Consider the following 17,153-nt stretch of genomic DNA (forward strand, 5'->3'; position numbering starts at 1 on the left):
GCTCAATTCCCTTCAAGGAGGCCGTTATGGCGCCCCGCGTTCTCGTATCGGATAAACTTTCAACGACCGCCGTGCAGATTTTCAAGGATCGCGGCATCGAGGTCGACTACTTGCCCGATCTCGGCAAGGACAAGGAAAAGCTGCTCGAAGTGATCGGCCAGTATGACGGCCTCGCCATCCGCTCGGCGACCAAGGTCACCGAGAAGCTGATCAATGCCGCCACCAGGCTGAAGGTCGTCGGCCGTGCCGGCATCGGCGTCGATAATGTCGACATCCCCGCGGCGAGCCGCAGGGGCATCATCGTGATGAACACGCCCTTCGGCAACTCGATCACCACGGCAGAGCACGCCGTGGCGATGATCTTCGCGCTGGCGCGCCAGATCCCGGAGGCCAACGCCTCGACCCATGCCGGCAAGTGGGAGAAGAACCGCTTCATGGGTATCGAGATCACCGGCAAGACGCTGGGCGTGATCGGCTGCGGCAATATCGGCTCGATCGTCGCGACGCGCGGTGTCGGCCTGAAGATGCATGTGATTGCCTTCGATCCGTTCCTGTCGGACAGCCGCGCCGAAGAGCTCGGTGTCGAGAAGGTCGAGCTCGACGATCTCTTCGCCCGCGCCGACTTCATCACCTTGCACACGCCGCTGACCGACAAGACGCGCAACATCATCGACGCGGCCGCGATCGCCAAGATGAAGGACGGCGTGCGCATCATCAATTGCGCGCGCGGCGGGCTGGTCGTCGAGGCCGACCTGGTCGCGGCGCTGAAGAGCGGCAAGGTTGCCGGCGCCGGCGTCGACGTCTTCGAGGTGGAGCCGGCCGAGCAGAACGCACTGTTCGGCCTGGAGAATGTCGTAGCCACCCCGCATCTCGGCGCCTCGACCACCGAGGCGCAGGAGAACGTCGCCCTTCAGGTCGCCGAGCAGATGTCCGACTACCTGATCAAGGGCGCCGTCTCCAATGCCATCAACATGCCCTCGATCACCGCCGAGGAAGCGCCGAGGCTGAAACCCTTCGTCAAGCTCGCCGAGGTGCTCGGCGCCTTTGTCGGCCAGGTCACCGAGGATCCGATCAAGGAGGTCGAGATCCTGTTCGACGGCTCGACCGCGACGATGAACACGCGAGCGCTGGTGAGTGCCGCTCTTGCCGGCCTGATCCGGCCGCAGGTCTCGGACGTCAACATGGTGTCGGCGCCGATCATGGTGAAGGAGCGCGGCATCATCGTTGCCGAGGTCAAGCGCGACAAATCGGGCGTCTTCGACGGCTATATCAAGCTCACCGTCACCACCGAGCACATGACGCGTTCGATCGCCGGCACCTGTTTCTCCGACCACAAGCCGCGCTTCATCCAGATCAAGGGCATCAACCTCGACGCCGAGGTCGGCCAGCACATGCTCTACACGACCAATGCGGACGCGCCCGGCATCATCGGCCTGCTCGGCACCGTCTGCGGCGAGAACGGCGTCAACATCGCCAACTTCCAGCTCGGCCGCAACCGGCCGGGCGGCGATGCGATCGCGCTGCTCTATCTCGACGCGCCTTTCCCGGAAAGCGTGCTGGACCAGCTGCGGGCGCACAAATCGATCGACTCGGCCAAGCGGCTGCACTTCGACGTCGGCAGCGATTGACAAGTCATCAAAAAAGGGCCCCGCATGCCGCGGCATAAGGGGCCCTACTCTTAAAGCGCGTCGCGCCGAAACGGATTCAGGCGGCGCGCTTTAAGCCCTTGTTTTGATGCATGTCGTTGTCCCAGAGCCGCGCACACTCCGGGCGACATGCATTAAGGCAACACCTGACCGGCAAGGGGAGCCGGGGTGCGTTCTCGCATCGCCATCGTCAATCACTGCCTTGCGTATCCAGCAGCGGCTGCCGCGATGCCTGCAGAATTGCCCTTCTGCCGCTGTATTCGGCGAGCGCGATGCCTCCGAGCACGAGCGCGAGTGCAAGTCCCTGATAGAGCTCGAACTGTTCGCCGACGATCAGCACCGAAAGCAGCGTGCCGAAGATCGGCACCAGATTGATGAACAGCCCAGCGCGATTGGCGCCGATCAGTTCATTGCCCCGGATGTAGAAGATCTGCGAGACGACGGACGCGCCGAGCGCGGTGTAGAACGCGACCGCCCATCCTCGCGCGTCCGGGACGATGACGCGGCCGGCCGCCACTTCCCAGACAAAGAAGGGCAACGAGGTCAAAAGCGCGGCGAACGACAAAGCCAGCATGAAGCCTTGCCAGCGAATGGCCGGCTTCAGACGCAGCCCCACCGAATAGAGGCTGTAGCAGAGCACCGCGACCAGCATGATCGCATCGCCGAAATTGAGATCGAGCTTCAGCAACTGGCTGAGATCGCCATGGCTAGCGGTGAGGGCGACGCCGACGATGGTCAGCGCCACGCCGACGATTTGCAGGCGCTGCACATGCAGGCGGAACAGCACGAAGTTGGCAAGGATGATGACGATCGGTATGGCGGCCTGCTCGATCGAGACATTGATGGCGGTCGTGTAGTTGAGCGCCGTGTAGAAGATGACGTTGAAGATCGTGAAGCCGCAGGCGCCGAGTCCGGCGAGCAGCAGCCAATGCCGGCGCAGCTCGGGCCAGTCCTCGCGAAACGCCCGCCAGCCGACGGGCAGCATGATCAGAACCGCCAACACCCAGCGCAGGAAAACCAATGTCATCGGCGACACATGGCCGACGGCAAGCTTGCCGGCCACGGAATTGCCGCCCCATAGCAGCATGGTGGAGAGAAGGAACAGATAGGCAGCTCGATGCATCGCTCAATCCGGCGCGGAGTCTGTTCGAAGATCAAAGCCGACCTATTGCGATGACCGCGGCAAGTAAATGCTGCGAAAGCCAGAATTTGTTGTGCCTGGACCAGGATGGCGATTTCTTTGAATCATCATCCTGGTCCCGCACTTGATTGCAGCATGATCTCTTTCGAAACCTGTTCCCACTTTTCGCTTACGCGGTCCTTCGGTTCGGGACCATGGGGTTTCGGCGGCAAAGAAAGGGTCGCATCGGCCTGAACATGAGTCTATAGAGGCCTGTCGTTTCAAGCCGCCAAGGCGGCATCTCAAGGGAAAAGAACATGGCCAATGTGGTGGTCGTCGGCTCGCAGTGGGGCGACGAAGGCAAGGGCAAGATCGTCGACTGGCTGTCGGAACGTGCCGACGTGGTCGTGCGCTTCCAGGGCGGCCACAATGCAGGTCATACGCTGGTCGTCGACGGCAAGGTCTACAAGCTGTCGCTCCTGCCGTCCGGCGTGGTCAGGCAAGGCAAGCTGTCGATCATCGGCAACGGCGTGGTCTTCGATCCGCATGCCTTCGTCGCGGAAGTGGCGAAGCTCAGGGAGCAGGGCGTGGACGTTACGCCGGAGCGCCTGAAAATAGCCGAAAACACCGCGCTTATCCTGTCGTTGCACCGGGAACTGGACGGATTCCGCGAAGACGCCGCCTCCAATTCCGGAACCAAGATTGGCACGACCCGCCGCGGCATCGGCCCCGCCTACGAGGACAAGGTAGGCCGGCGCGCGGTGCGGGTGATGGATTTGGCGGATTTGGAGACACTCCCCCTGAAGGTCGACCGGCTGCTCACGCACCACAATGCGCTGCGCCGAGGGCTCGGCCATGCCGAGGCGACGCATGAGGCGATCATGCAGGAGCTGACCTCTGTTGCCGGCGAGATCCTGCCTTACATGGACCGCGTCTGGAAAGTGCTCGACGACAAGCGGCGCGCGGGCGAGCGCATCCTGTTCGAGGGCGCGCAAGGCACGCTGCTCGACATCGACCACGGCACCTACCCTTTCGTGACCTCGTCCAACACGGTGGCGGGACAGGCGGCCGCAGGCTCCGGCACCGGCCCCGGCGCTATCGGCTATGTGCTCGGCATCACCAAGGCCTATACGACGCGTGTCGGCGAAGGTCCGTTCCCGACCGAACAGAAGAACGAGATCGGCGAGTTCCTCGGTACGCGCGGCCACGAGTTCGGCGTCGTCACCGGCCGCAAGCGCCGCTGCGGCTGGTTCGACGCCGTGCTGGTGCGCCAGGCCGTCGCCGTCAACGGCATCAAGGGCATCGCTCTCACCAAGCTCGACGTGCTCGACGGGCTGGACGAGATCAAGGTCTGCACCGGCTATCGCCTCGATGGCGAGCCGATCGACTACCTGCCGGCCAGCCAGGGCGCCCAGGCGCGCGTCGAGCCGGTCTATGAGACGCTCGAAGGCTGGAAGGGAACGACGGCCGGCGCCAGGAGCTGGAACGATCTGCCGGCGCAAGCGGTCAAATATGTCCGCTATATCGAAGAGCTGATCGGCGCCCCGGTTGCGCTGCTTTCCACCAGCCCGGAGCGGGACGACACGATACTTGTGACCGACCCGTTTCAAGACTAGTTTCACAGCCCTTCCCGGCGCTACGACTGATTTGCAGGCCGGGGAAAGAATGCAGGTCCGACTGACGCATGGCAGATTTCGTTGGTGTTCTGAAAAAGCAGCTTGAGAAGCACGGCGAGCCCTCGTCCGAGCTGCGCAAGCGGATTTACGAGAATGCGCGTGCGGCACTGGCGAAGAAGCTCGCCGACTATTCTCCGCCTTTGTCCGCCGAGGTCGTCAGCAAGCAGAAGCGCTCGCTGGAAGATGCCATTTCCAGTGTCGAGCGGGAGTACGCCAAGCCTGCTCCGGCGCCCAAGCCGGCTCCAGCAGAAGATCCGCTGGCGGAACTCGAACACATCTTCTCATCGATCGACCGCAACAAGAACCAAACGAGCCACGTCCGGCAACCGGCGGTGACGAAGCTCGAGCCTGCTAGGCCCGAGCCTGCCAAACCCGAGCCCTTCAAGCCGGCGCCGGCGCCCGTCAAGACGGAACCAAGCTGGCAGAGCGCCCCAAAGATGGAGCCAAGCTGGCAAGGCGCGACGAAGACCGAGCCCGCAGGCTGGCACAAAGTGCCTGCGGCACCGCCGCCAATGCCCTCGCCGCGCGAGGACGATGTCAACCTGCCCGGCATGGATGCCGCCGAGCCGGACGACGGCAGCGATGTCTTCGCCAATGACGAACAGCCGGCGGCGGACACGTTTCAGCGGCTGCGGCCGCCGCGCAAGCGCAGCTATGGCGGGTTGATCGCGACGGTCATTGCGCTTCTGGTGCTGGCCGGCGGCGGTTACGGGGTCTGGCTGAACAAGGATGCGTTCAGCACGATGCTCGGCCTGAAAGGCGGCGGCAGCAAGACGGTCTCGACCGAGCCTCTGGTCAAGCCTGCCCCGGCAAAGCCGGCGCCCGAGACGGCGGCCGCGCCTGCCGCCGGGGGCGCCAACGCAGCCGCTCCCAGCGAGCCGGCCGAAGCAAAGTTCACCCAGCGCCTGACCCCTGAGGGCAAGGAGACCGATCCCGGCCCGGCCGGCGGGCAGAGCACCATCGGCGAGGGCGAATCCGTCGCAGCGCTGACCACGCCGCCGCCGGCAGCGCCTGCGACGACGACCCCGCCTGCCGCCGCCGGCACGCCGCCGGCTGCGCAAACGCCGGGCGCGACCCCGCCTGCCGCCGGAGCGACGCCGCCGTCGCCTGCCGGCGCTGCCGCCAATCCGCCTGCGCCGGTTACCGGGACCCCGTCCGCGGCGATCACTCCGCCTGCGGCTGGCGCGACGCCACCCGCGTCGGGAACCACGCCCGCGCCGGCGACGGCCGAGGCGACCGTGCCGGTCGGCCAGAAGGCGATCTTCTATGAGGAGCGCACCAGCACGCAGCAAGGCACCGCCGAGCCCGGCAGCATCGTATGGTCGCTGGTGCAGGAATCGCCAGGCGGCGACCTGCCGCCCGAGCCGGCGATTCGCGCCGAGGCGACAATTCCCGGCAAGGACATCCAGCTGCGCATGACCATCCGGCGCAACACCGACCAGACCCTGCCGGCCAGCCATATCATCGAGATGATCTTCCTGACGCCGGAAGGGTTCGACGGCGGCGGCGTCGACAACATCCTGCGCATAGCCATGAAGAGCTCGGAACAGGATGCCGGCAGCCCGCTGATCGGCATCCCGGCCAAGATCGCCGACGGCTTCTTCCTCGTCGCGCTCAACGACACCAAGGCCGACGAGGACGCCAATTTGACACTGCTCAGGGGACAGGACTGGATCGACGTGCCGGTGGTCTACAAGACCGGACGGCGTGCGCTGCTCACCATGGAAAAGGGCATCCCCGGCGAGAAGGTCTTCGACGAGGCGCTGAAGGCCTGGGCCACCAAGACTTCGGGGTGAGGAACAGCGGCGGTGTCGCTCAGAAGCCTTCAAACAGCATGTCGAGCGCGGCGACGATCTCGTCGTGATGGTTCGTGAGATTGGTTCTGTTCTCAGTGAGCTCCGTGACGGCCACGGTGGCGATCAGATGGGTGGCCATGATCAGTTTCCGCCCATTGATTTCGAAGACCGGGTGTAGCTTTCGCATTGGCGGAGGCGCCGACGAGAGTGGCAGAAGCGGAACGACCGCTCTTGTCTTGAAGTTATCGAGCAGATCGGACTGAACATCAAGAAGGTAGCCGCCTTCTATGCCACTGGCGGCGAAGACGTCATAACGCGCCATCAGAACTGCCGATGTTCTTTGAGCGGAATGCCATGCTTCTCGACATAGTCATTCCAGGAATCCATCGTGGCGCGGTTTTCAAGCTTCCAAAGTCGCGTTTTCTCGGCAGCTACCGCTTCGGCAATGCCGGCCTCAGCGGCTCGCGAGACATTCACGTTGAGTCCCTTTGCTTCCGTCATGAGCTGTGAATCGATCGACAGATTTGCCGGCTGACGGACCGCGTTTGCAGCTATCTTGCGCATAACGGCCTCCGCAACATGCGTATACTATATGCGCATTTCCTTGTTGCGACAACGAGCAGGTGCTGGTCGGGGCTCAACCCTCCACCTCCTCGCGCAGCATCTCCAGCTCCAGCCATTCTTCCTCGAGTGCCGCCAGCGTCGTGCGCTCCTTGTCGAGCGCTGCAATGGTCTTCTGGAACGAGACCGGGTCACGCTCGTAGAAGGACGGATCGGCGATGTTGTTCTCCAGCCGCGAGATCGAGGCGGCGACCGCCTCGATCTTCTTCGGCAGGGATTCCAGCGCGAATTTCTGCTTGAACGAGAGTTTCTTCGCCGGGCCCTTCGGAGCGGCTTGCTCGGCCTTTGTCCCAGCGCCTGCGTCAGCGGCTTCGGCCTTCGGCCTCGCCTTGCCATCCTCGAGCTTCGAGCCGCCGCGCTGCGCCAGCATGTCGGAATAGCCGCCGGCATATTCGATCCAACGCCCGCCGCCGTCCGGCGCGATCACGCTGGTGATGGTGCGGTCGAGGAAATCGCGGTCGTGGCTTACCAGGATCACCGTCCCGGCAAAGCCGGCGACCAGTTCCTGCAGCAGCTCAAGCGTCTCCATGTCGAGGTCGTTGGTCGGCTCGTCGAGCACCAGAAGATTCGCCGGCCGCGCCAGCACCCGGGCCAGCAGCAGGCGCGCGCGCTCACCGCCCGAAAGCTCCCGCACCGGCGTGCGAGCCTGCTCCGGCTTGAACAGAAAATCCTTCATGTAGGAGACGACGTGGCGCTGCTCGCCGTTGACCACAAGGTTCTCGCCGCGTCCGTCGGTCAGGTAGTGCGCCAGCGTCTCCTGCGGGTCGACGGCCTCGCGCTTCTGGTCGAGCGTCGCGATCTCCAGATTGACGCCGCGCCGCACCGAGCCATCGTCCGGCGTCAGCTCGCCGGTCAGCATTTTCAGAAGAGTCGTCTTGCCGGCGCCGTTCGGTCCGACCAGGCCGACACGATCGCCGCGCTGGATGCGGGTCGAGAACCCCTTGACCACGGTCAAGTCGCCAAAGCTCTTGTCGATCCCCTTGGCCTCGATCACCAGCTTGCCGGATTCGGCGGCGTCGCTCGCCACCATGGTCGCCGTGCCCTCGGCGCCGCGATGGCTGCGAAAGCGCTGGCGCATGGCCTGCAGCTCGCCGAGGCGGCGCATATTGCGCTTGCGCCTGGCGGTCACGCCATAGCGCAGCCAGTGCTCCTCGCGCACGATCTGGCGGCCGAGCTTGTGCTGCTCGCGCTCCTCCTCTTCCAGCACCTGGTCGCGCCATTCCTCGAAATGCGCGAAGCCTTTGTCCAGCCGCCGGGTCTGGCCGCGGTCGAGCCAGACCGTGGCGCGCGAGACGCGCTCGAGAAAGCGGCGATCGTGCGAGATCAGGATCACGGCCGAAGAGGTGCGGGCAAGCTCCTCTTCCAGCCATTCGATGACCGACAGGTCGAGGTGGTTGGTCGGCTCGTCGAGCAGCAGGATGTCGGGTTCGGGCGCCATGACGCGGGCAAGCGCGGCCCGGCGCGCTTCGCCGCCGGAAAGGTCGCTCGGCCGTTCCTCGCCGGTGAGGCCGAGATGGTCCATCAAATAGGTGGCGCGATGCGGGTCGTCGGCCGGCCCGAGACCAGCCTCGACATAGGCGCGCACGCTGGCGAAGCCATCCATATCGGGCATCTGCGGCAAATAGCGGACCGTCGCCGATGGCTGGCGGAACACCTCGCCGTCCTGCGGCTCGACCAGCCCGGCGGCGATCTTGAGCAGCGTCGACTTGCCCGAACCGTTGCGGCCGACAAGCGCGATCTTCTCGCCGGCGGAAGCGCTCAGCGACGCGCCGTCGAGCAGCGGCGTGCCGCCAAAGGTCAATTTTATGCCGTCGAGATTGAGAAGAGGCGGAGCCATGTCAGCTTTCGGCAAGAGGATAGGGGTGGGCGAGCAGCAGCGCCCGGCCACTCTCGAGCGCGATCTCGAGCCGGCCCTTGACCTCGTTCGATATAGTGAGCGAGGAACCAAACGCCACCTCGACACGGTCGAGCGGCCATTTGGCGCCGGAGACCGTCAGGCCGGCGAGTTCGGAGAAGCCGAGCACCGAGAACAGCGTTCCGTCGGCGTAATCGAAGGCGGCTTTGCCCGGCAGGATGGGGACGCCCTCCTGCGCGCCGCTGGTCAGCAGTACCGTCGTGCCCGCCTCGGCCAGCCGATGCCCAAGCGCCTGATGCAGGAAGGCATGGTCGGCGCGCTTGCCGCCGAAGGCGCCGGCCAGCACCAGGCTGGTGGCGCCGCGCGCGAGCGCCTCGGCGATGGCGAGCTCGCCGTCGGTCATGTCCTTTTCGGCCGGAAAGATCTTGCGCGGCACGGCGGCGAGATCCTCCGGCAGGTTCGGCGGCACCGAATCGAAGTCGCCGACCCATAGCTCCGGTACGAGGCCCAGCATGCGGGCATGACCGATGCCGGCGTCGGCGGCGATGACGCGGGAGCCTTCGATCTGGCGATCGAGCCGAGGCGTGCGGACGAGCTCGCCGCCAAGCAGGATGGTGAATGTTCCCATGGGCGTCGCCCTTACCAGCCCCGCCCGCGAAACGGAAGCCAGGCGCATCCAAACGGATAGCGCTGCGTTCCGAAGTCATCGGATGCCCGGCAAACTTCCGCTTGCGCGCCGCATCGGCCGGGCCTATGTCTCGAAGCGCTCTAACGGGGTGCCGGACGCTGACTTCGCGAACCGGCTGAGAGGCGACAATGCCAACCCGCCGAACCTGATCCGGTTTGTACCGGCGGAGGGATTAGACGTTTCGGACCATCCGACGCCTCAATTCCTTGTCACGCGAACGAAGGAGGCGCCGATGCGCTCACTATTGTCCCAGCTTATCCTCGCAACAGGCCTCGTTTCGCTTTTGGCAGCCGCCGGGCCTGCCGAGGCGAAGGACAAGCTCACCGTCTATACCTATGAAAGCTTCACCGCCGACTGGGGTCCGGGACCCGCGGTGAAGAAGGAATTCGAGGCCGAATGCGGCTGCGATCTCGAATTCGTCTCGGTCGCCGACGGCGTGGCGCTGCTCAACCGCGTCAAGCTGGAGGGCGCCGGCACCAAGGCTGACGTCGTGCTCGGCCTCGACACCAACCTGACCGCGGACGCCAAGGCAAGCGGCCTTTTCGCGCCGCATGGCGCCGTTGCAGATTTGAATGTGCCCGGAGGCTGGAAGGACGACACGTTCGTGCCCTTCGACTACGGCTATTTCGCCGTCGTCTACGACACCGAGAAGCTGAAGACCCCGCCGAAAAGCCTGAAGGAGCTGGTCGAGGGTGGTGCCGCCGACAAGATCGTCATCCAGGATCCGCGCACCTCGACGCCGGGCCTCGGCCTGCTGCTCTGGGTGAAGTCGGTCTATGGCGACAAGGCACCGGAGGCCTGGGCCAAGCTCAAATCCAAGGTGCTCACGGTGACGCCGGGCTGGAGCGAGGCCTACGGCCTGTTCACCAAGGGTGAGGCGCCGATGGTGCTGTCCTACACCACCTCGCCAGCCTACCACATGGTGGCGGAGAACACCGAACGCTACCAGGCCGCGTCCTTCGAGGAGGGCGAGTATCTGCAGATCGAGGTCGCCGGCGTCACGACGACCGGCGCGAAGAACCCGCTGGCGGAAAAGTTCATCGCCTTCATGACCGGACCGAAATTCCAGGACGTCATCCCGGAGACCAACTGGATGTTCCCGGCCGGCAAGACCGACAAGCCGCTCAACCCGGCCTTCGACAAACTGGTGAAGCCGACCAAGACCCTGCTGTTCAGCCCGGAAGAGGTCGCGGCAAACCGCAAGGCCTGGGTGGACGAATGGCTGGCGGCGATGAGCAAGTAGGCGGCTTTGGCTATCTATCGAAGATGATCGCTCTACGGCGCCCCCCTCTGTCCTGCCGGACATCTCCCCCACTTGGGGGGAGATTGGCTGTCATCGGCGATTTCGCCAATTGGCAACGTTGCAGGAATGAGCAGGGCGCCGACGCTGCTGATCTCCCCCCTTGTGGGGGAGATGTCCGGCAGGACAGAGGGGGGCGCGAAGGAACACGGCGTTCGTTAGCTCGAATCCCAATGGTGCAGCGTGCAATCTTCGCCGCGCCCTGACTCCCGCGTCACCGCCGGCATCATCGCCCTTGCGGCAATCGCCATGCTCATCGGCGGCGCCTTCGTCGGGCTCATCCTCGAAGGCGCGCGCGACCCGTCCGGCGCTCTCGTCGCCTTTGACGGCTATCTCCTCCGTGTCGCCCGCTTCACGCTTTGGCAGGCGTTGCTTTCGACATTGCTGTCGGTCGCGCCGGCGCTGCTGGTGGCGCGTGCCCTGTCCCGGCACCCGGAGTTTCCCGGCCGTCGGCTGATCCTGCAGCTCTTCGCCGTGCCGCTGGCGCTGCCGGCCATCGTTGCCGCGCTCGGCGTGTTGGCACTCTACGGCCATGCCGGCTATTTTGCCGGCGCTCTCGGCAGCCTTGGCGGCGGCGAGTGGCCCGGCATCTACGGCCTGTCCGGCATTCTGATCGCGCATGTCTTCTTCAATTTGCCTCTGGCCACGCGTCTGTTCCTGGAGGCGCTCGGCACGGTGCCCGCCGACCAGTGGCGGCTGGCGAGCCAGCTCGGCATGGGGGCCTGGCCGGCGTTGCGGCTGATCGAATGGCCGGCGCTGCGCGCCGCACTGCCGGGCGTCGCCGGACTGGTGTTCATGCTCTGCATCACCTCCTTCACCATCGTGCTGACGCTGGGCGGCGGGCCCGCCGCCACGACGCTGGAGGTCGCGATCTACCAGGCGCTGCGTTTCGATTTCGATCCGGCTAGGGCCGTGGTTCTGACGCTGCTGCAGATCGGTCTGACCTTCGTAGTGGTCACGGCACTGATGCGGCTTGGCGCCAATACGGTCGGCGACGCCAATCTGCCGGTGGCGCCACGCCGCTATCTTTCGGCGGGCAAGGCTGAAACGATGGTGAACGCCGGTCTGATCGCACTTACCTTGCTGTTCGTCGCCGGGCCGATGGCGGCGACCGTGCTGGCCGGCCTGGAGGCCGATCTCGGACGGCTGGCCGGCGAGGAGGCCGTGCGCCGTGCGACGCTCACCAGCGCCGCGCTCTCTTTCCTCTCGGCGCTGCTTTCGGTGGCGCTGTCGCTCTCGCTCATCGCGGCCCGGCGTGCGCTGGCCTTGCGGCGGCGCGCGGGCGGCGCCATGTCGCTGCTCGAACATGCCACCGATACCGGCGCCGGTTTCGTGCTCGTCGTGCCGCCGATCGTGGTCGGCGCCGGCTGGTTCCTGGCCTTGCGCGGCGTCACGGATGTCTTCGCCGTCGCGCCCGTCATGGTCGTCGCCGTCAACGCGGTGATGGCGATGCCCTTCGCCATCCGCGCCGTTCGCCCGGCCTATGACGCGGCGAGCGAGCGTCACGAGCGGCTCTGCCTGGCGCTCGGCATTTACGGCTGGAACCGGCTGCGCCTGGTCGACTGGCCGTCGCTCCGGCGGCCTTTGGCCACCGGCTTCGCCTTCGCCATGGCGCTGTCGCTTGGCGATCTCGGCGTGATCGCGCTGTTCGGCAGCGATTCGGTGCAGACCTTGCCCTATCTCCTGCTCGCGCGCATGGGCAGCTACCGGACCGCCGACGCCGCGGGGCTTGCCTTGCTGCTCGGCCTCGTTTGCCTGATGCTGGTTGTCGCCGCCGACTGGCTCGGGCGGGAAGCAAAGGCATGACGACGAGCAATGGCATAGCGACGGAGACGGCACTGGCCGTCACGCTGGACGATGTTTCGTTCAGCTATGGCGAGGCTTCGTTCCGCTTCGATGCCGAATTCGCCGCCGGCAAGATCACCGCCATCATGGGGCCGAGCGGTTCAGGCAAGTCGACGCTGCTCAATCTGGTCGCCGGCTTCGAGCTGCCCGGCGCCGGCAAGGTGCTGATCGGCGGGATCGATGTCGACGATGCGCCGCCTTCGGCGCGACCGGTATCGATGGTGTTCCAGGAAAACAATCTGTTTGCCCATCTTTCGGTCGAGGGCAATGTCGGGCTCGGCCGCTCGCCGTCGCTCAAGCTCACTGCCGCCGACCGCCACGCGGTCGCGGAGGCGCTGGCGCGGGTTGGCCTTGCCGGCAAGGAGAAGCGGCTGCCGCGCGAGCTTTCCGGCGGCGAGCGGCAGCGCGTCGCACTGGCAAGGGTGCTCCTACGCGATCGTCCGGTGCTTCTGCTCGACGAGCCTTTCGCTTCGCTCGGTCCGGCGCTGCGCGACGACATGCTCGATCTCGTGGCCGGCATCCACGCCGAGCGGCAGATGACCGTGCTTTTCGTCACGCACCAGCCGGAAGATGCCCGCCGCATCGGCGAGAACATGGCGTTTCTGGACGAAGGCATGATCGCCGCGACCGGGCCGGCCGCGGATTTCTTCGACCGCTCTGGTCCGGACGCCTTCCGGCGCTATATCGGCGATCAAGGCGGCAGCGTTGCCGTATCACAACATATTGCCCGGAAGCGGACATAATTTACGCCCAAACCGGCAACGGGTGATCCGGCGTTTGCTTGCCTTGTCCGGGGGAGTGTGGCTAGGTCCGGCCATGCTGGTCCGGGTGGGCCGTGATTTGCCGAAAGATTTCGAAAGGAAGCCGATCTGACGACCGGCGCGGAGAAAGTATGGATGAAGCCGCTGACGCGATTCTTTGCGTTGGCGGGCTTTGCCGTGGCGCTGGCGAGCTGCCAGATGTTCACGCCGCCCGACGTCCAGGAATCCGGCTTCCAGCCCTCGGACAAGCCGATCACGGTCGACAACGTCGTCGCCAACGCCAAGCTCGCCGACATGGCGAAGGCGCAGCATCCGCGGATTCTCGCCACCTATGGCGGCGAATATTCCGATCCGAAGCTCGAGCGCATGGTGGCCAAGGTCGTCGGCAACCTGACCGTGGTGTCGGCCAACCCGACCCAGACCTATCGCATCACCATCCTCAATTCGCCCAACGTCAACGCTTTCGCGCTGCCCGGCGGCTACCTCTACGTGACGCGCGGACTGCTGGCTCTGGCCAACGACTCCTCCGAGCTTGCCGCCGTCATCGCGCATGAGATGGGCCACGTCACCGCGAATCACGGGTTGCAGCGGCAGCAGCTCGAGGCCGAGGAAGGGCTGGCGACCAAGGTCGTTTCCGATGTGCTCGGCGACAGCCCGACCGCCAAGGCAGCACTCATCCGCGGCAAGCTGAGGCTGGCGCAGTTCTCGCGCAACCAGGAACTGCAGGCCGACGCCATCGGCATCAAGTCGATCGGCGAGGCGGGCTACGATCCGTATGCGGCCGGCCGCTTCCTGCAGTCGATGTCGGCCTATACCGATTTCCGCTCGGTCAGCGGCGCCACCGATGCCAGCCTCGACTTCTTGGCCACGCACCCCAACACGCCGCAGCGCATCGAGCTGGCGCAGCGCCTTGCCCGCAACTTCGGCCCGCCCGGCGTCGGCACGCGCGATCGCGATGCCTTCCTCGCCGGCATAGACGGCCTGCTCTACGGCGACACGCCGGAAGAGGGCTACGTGCGCGGCCAGACCTTCATGCATCCCGGCCTCGGCGTGTCGTTCGCGGTGCCGGACGGTTTCGTCATCGACAATTCGGCGGCCGCCGTCACCGCGACCGGACCCGGCGACATCGCCATCCGCTTCGATGGCGTGGCGATCGACAAATCGGTGTCGCTGACGGATTACATCCGCAGCGGCTGGGTCGCCGGGCTGGACGACGCCAGCGTGCGCCAGGAGACGGTCAACGGCAACGAAGCGGCGATGGCGCATGCCAGCGCGCAAGGATGGCAGTTCGATATCGCGGTGATCCGCGCCGGCGGGCAGGTCTACCGGCTGCTGACCGCAGCACCCTCGGCCAGCGCCGCGCTGGAGCCGGTCGCACGTTCGGTCAGCGGTTCCTTCCGCACGCTGAGCGCGGCCGAGAAGGCGGCGCTGAAGCCGCTGCATATCCGGGTGGTCACCGTGCAGCCGGGCCAGAACATGGGCACGCTCGCGGCGCAAATGGTCGGCGTCGACCGCAAGCTCGACCTGTTCCGCGTGCTGAACGCGATGTCGCCGGGCGCGACGGTGTCGGCCGGCGACAAGGTCAAGATCGTCACCGACAAATAGCTTCCGCCAGGAAACGGCTCGGTCTGTCTATTCGGTTGCCCGCGCACGCCGTTGTTGCTGCATCCGTCAGAACAACCCAGTGCTGTCGGAACCGACGGTGCTGCCGGTATCAGAGACGCTGCCGGTGCTGCCCGTGTCGGTGGGGCCGGTGGTGTCTGTGTCGGCGGAGCCTGTGTCGGTAGTGCCAGTGCTGCCCTCAGTGGTGCTGCCTTCAGAGCTGCCACTGCCGCCGCCTTTGGGCTCGGGATGATCGCCGCTACTGCCGCGCCAGGGCGCCGGCCCGGTGTCGTTCTGTATTGGCTTGAGCGGTGTCTCGAAGACCTCCGGCGGCGTCGTTGGCGTCGGTGTGGGGACCAGCTTTATCTTCGTGACTATTTTTCGCACGACCTTGGGCTTGCACACCGCGACCGGCAAGGCGCTGCGGGCGGGAAGACCGAGAATGCTCATGGAATACACGCCTTGCCGATCGATGCCGGCTTTGAGGAAAGCCAAGGCGCGGGCCGGATCGGCGGGCACCCCGTTGCGGCCTTCCTGGAAGATCACCGCGAGATCGTTCATGGCGTTGATGTGCCCCATAGCCGCCGCCTTGAGCAGCAGGTCCAATCCCTTGCCGGTATCGGGCTGGACACCGATACCGTTGAACAGGGCGCGTCCCCACGCGGCCATGGCGTAGGGGTCGCCCTTGTCTGACGCTTGCGAATAGAGGCTGCTGGCCTTCGTCGGATCGACGGCGGTCCCTGTTCCGGACGCCGCGATGTCGCCGAGCTCGAAAACGGCCCGGACATGCCCTTTGTCGGCAGCCTCCTGGATGGCTTTCCTGGCCTCGTCGACCTTGCCGGACGCCAGCAGCGCCCGCCCGAGTTCGTAGCGGAAACGGGTGACACCGGGATAGGTCTTCACCGCTGTCTCGCAGGCTTCGACGGCCCCGCCGCCGATCTCATTCGGCTGCCGGCCGGGGGCGACGCCTTGCAGGTCGAGCGGCGCGCCCGCCGCCTGATCGCAGGGGTCGACACTTGGCGACAGCTTCATCGTCGCCCGCTTGGACGCCTTGCCAGCACTGATCTGAAAGCCGACCTCGACGGGAGCCGCCGAGCCGATCTGGGGCTCGTAGCGCAAATGGTCGATATCATCGGCCATCAGGCTTGATTCGGGAGACAAGGTCCGGTCCGGCAGCGACAGCGTGCCCGTTGCCGGATAGCTTGCGAGCTTCAGGCTGACCGCCGGGTCCTTGGTTGGGAAATCCAGCTTCAGAGGCACCGGGCCGACACCGACCGGGATGCTGACGCCGTGGTTGTCGATGGCTTCGGCGGCACCGGTGATATGGAGCCCGCGCTCCGACGCCGGCTGCGGCTGCTCGACCATGACCTGCTGACCCTCGGGCTCATCGTGGCGCATCAGCACCACCTCGTCGACCAGCGAGGAATTCTCCCACGGAACCTGCTTGCCATTGGTCGCTTTCACGACGTCCCGGCGAACGGCCGCCATGACCGTGCGTATCTCCTGGTTGGGCGCCAGCGCGCGGCGGGAGAAGGCGGACGAGAATGGGCTGAGGGCACCAGTGCCGTCATAGGCGACGGCGCCCGGCTCGGTGGCGAAGGCAATCAGCGTGTTCAGCGAGCTTTTCACCTGCGCAAGGCCGGTATCACCGGAGACGATCAATTGGTCGCGCAGCCAGTAATCCTTGCGCGGGAACGGATTGTTGCGGCAGGCATCGAGGATGATTACCTGGATCTTCGACTTCGAGCGCAGTTGCTGCAGCACGTCGTCGAGCTTGATCGCCTGGACTTCGATGTCGGCCGCATCCTTCAGCGAGGCATCTACGGGTATGAGAAAATTCTCGCCGCCGATCTGAAAGCCGTGGCCGGAATAATAGACGACCGCCAAATCCGCGCCGTCAACCGCGGCGAGATAGTTGCGGAACTTCTCCTCGAACTGAAGCTTGGTGAGATCCTTGGCAACGAACACATTGAAGCCAGCCAGCCGCAATGTCTTGGAGACATTCTCGGCGTCCGTGTCCGGATTCTTGAGGGCCGGAATAGTGCGATATTCGGAATTGCCGATCACAAGGGCAACCCTGCGATCGGCATGAGCCTCGAGCGTCGTGAAGCCCACGAGGATCAAGGCTGCAAGGAAGACGCAGCATCGCAGCATGGCAAGTCCCCCATCCGCTATGGTCTGTCGGATTCACAAAAGACCAGTTGCGGCGCGCGGGTCTGTTAAAGAATTCACAATACGCTGAT

Annotated in this window: 13 protein-coding genes and 1 riboswitch; of the genes, 7 read left to right on the forward strand and 6 right to left on the reverse strand. The window is 65.3% G+C overall.

The genetic code is table 11. The features are described 5' to 3' along the window. Window positions 1-26 precede the first annotated feature (26 nt). Window positions 27-1,628, forward strand: a complete 1,602-nt coding sequence (gene serA / locus QAZ47_RS07995) for a phosphoglycerate dehydrogenase (protein ID WP_278206135.1) — start codon at window positions 27-29, stop codon at window positions 1,626-1,628. Window positions 1,629-1,836: 208 nt separating this feature from the next. Here serA and QAZ47_RS08000 read toward each other — a convergent pair whose 3' ends face one another. Further along, the gene (locus tag QAZ47_RS08000; protein ID WP_278206136.1) at window positions 1,837-2,769 is read right to left on the reverse strand and encodes a DMT family transporter; all 933 of its coding nucleotides are present in this window, start codon (window positions 2,767-2,769) and stop codon (window positions 1,837-1,839) included. A 314-nt stretch (window positions 2,770-3,083) separates the two neighbouring features. On the opposite strand from QAZ47_RS08000, the gene QAZ47_RS08005 reads away from it, so the two are divergent. Both QAZ47_RS08005 and QAZ47_RS08010 read left to right on the forward strand, forming a co-directional pair. After that, window positions 3,084-4,382, forward strand: coding sequence for an adenylosuccinate synthase (locus QAZ47_RS08005; RefSeq protein ID WP_278206137.1), 1,299 nt, complete (start codon window positions 3,084-3,086; stop codon window positions 4,380-4,382). 68 nt (window positions 4,383-4,450) lie between these two features. After that, entirely contained in the window at window positions 4,451-6,238 is a 1,788-nt protein-coding gene (locus tag QAZ47_RS08010) for a hypothetical protein (RefSeq protein WP_278232867.1), read from the forward strand. Between the two features lie 19 nt (window positions 6,239-6,257). On the opposite strand, the gene QAZ47_RS08015 is transcribed toward QAZ47_RS08010, so the two are convergent. The 4 genes from QAZ47_RS08015 to QAZ47_RS08030 all read right to left on the reverse strand — a co-directional run bounded on the left by QAZ47_RS08015 (window position 6,258) and on the right by QAZ47_RS08030 (window position 9,342). After that, window positions 6,258-6,560: a CcdB family protein gene (locus tag QAZ47_RS08015; RefSeq protein ID WP_278232868.1), complete on the reverse strand. Its 303-nt coding sequence runs from the start codon at window positions 6,558-6,560 to the stop codon at window positions 6,258-6,260. Continuing rightward, window positions 6,560-6,802 (reverse strand): type II toxin-antitoxin system CcdA family antitoxin, encoded by a 243-nt coding sequence (locus tag QAZ47_RS08020; RefSeq protein ID WP_278076251.1) that lies wholly within the window; start codon window positions 6,800-6,802, stop codon window positions 6,560-6,562. The genes QAZ47_RS08015 and QAZ47_RS08020 overlap by 1 nt, the downstream gene beginning before the upstream one ends. A 73-nt stretch (window positions 6,803-6,875) precedes the next feature. Then, on the reverse strand, window positions 6,876-8,696 hold the full coding sequence (locus QAZ47_RS08025; protein WP_278232869.1) for an ABC-F family ATP-binding cassette domain-containing protein: 1,821 nt from the start codon (window positions 8,694-8,696) through the stop codon (window positions 6,876-6,878). Between the two features lies 1 nt (window position 8,697). Next, on the reverse strand, window positions 8,698-9,342 hold the full coding sequence (locus QAZ47_RS08030) for a thiamine diphosphokinase (RefSeq protein ID WP_278076253.1): 645 nt from the start codon (window positions 9,340-9,342) through the stop codon (window positions 8,698-8,700). A gap of 134 nt (window positions 9,343-9,476) precedes the next feature. Then, window positions 9,477-9,591: riboswitch (TPP riboswitch) on the forward strand. Window positions 9,592-9,634: 43 nt separating this feature from the next. On the opposite strand from QAZ47_RS08030, the gene thiB reads away from it, so the two are divergent. The 4 genes from thiB (at window position 9,635) to QAZ47_RS08050 (ending at window position 14,913) form a co-directional block, all read left to right on the forward strand. Beyond that, window positions 9,635-10,645, forward strand: a complete 1,011-nt coding sequence (gene thiB / locus QAZ47_RS08035) for a thiamine ABC transporter substrate binding subunit (protein WP_278232870.1) — start codon at window positions 9,635-9,637, stop codon at window positions 10,643-10,645. 240 nt (window positions 10,646-10,885) lie between these two features. Next, window positions 10,886-12,508, forward strand: a complete 1,623-nt coding sequence (gene thiP, locus QAZ47_RS08040) for a thiamine/thiamine pyrophosphate ABC transporter permease (RefSeq protein WP_278232871.1) — start codon at window positions 10,886-10,888, stop codon at window positions 12,506-12,508. Then, window positions 12,505-13,290, forward strand: coding sequence for a thiamine ABC transporter ATP-binding protein (gene thiQ / locus QAZ47_RS08045; protein ID WP_278232872.1), 786 nt, complete (start codon window positions 12,505-12,507; stop codon window positions 13,288-13,290). The genes thiP and thiQ overlap by 4 nt, the downstream gene beginning before the upstream one ends. Before the next feature lie 153 nt (window positions 13,291-13,443). Beyond that, on the forward strand, window positions 13,444-14,913 hold the full coding sequence (locus tag QAZ47_RS08050) for a M48 family metalloprotease (protein WP_278206146.1): 1,470 nt from the start codon (window positions 13,444-13,446) through the stop codon (window positions 14,911-14,913). Window positions 14,914-14,979: 66 nt separating this feature from the next. Here the strand turns inward: QAZ47_RS08050 and QAZ47_RS08055 are convergent, their stop codons facing one another. Then, window positions 14,980-17,064: a caspase family protein gene (locus QAZ47_RS08055; protein WP_278232873.1), complete on the reverse strand. Its 2,085-nt coding sequence runs from the start codon at window positions 17,062-17,064 to the stop codon at window positions 14,980-14,982. Window positions 17,065-17,153 lie beyond the last annotated feature (89 nt).

The sequence above is a fragment of the Mesorhizobium sp. WSM4904 genome (assembly GCF_029674545.1).
Classification (GTDB): Bacteria; Pseudomonadota; Alphaproteobacteria; order Rhizobiales; family Rhizobiaceae; genus Mesorhizobium.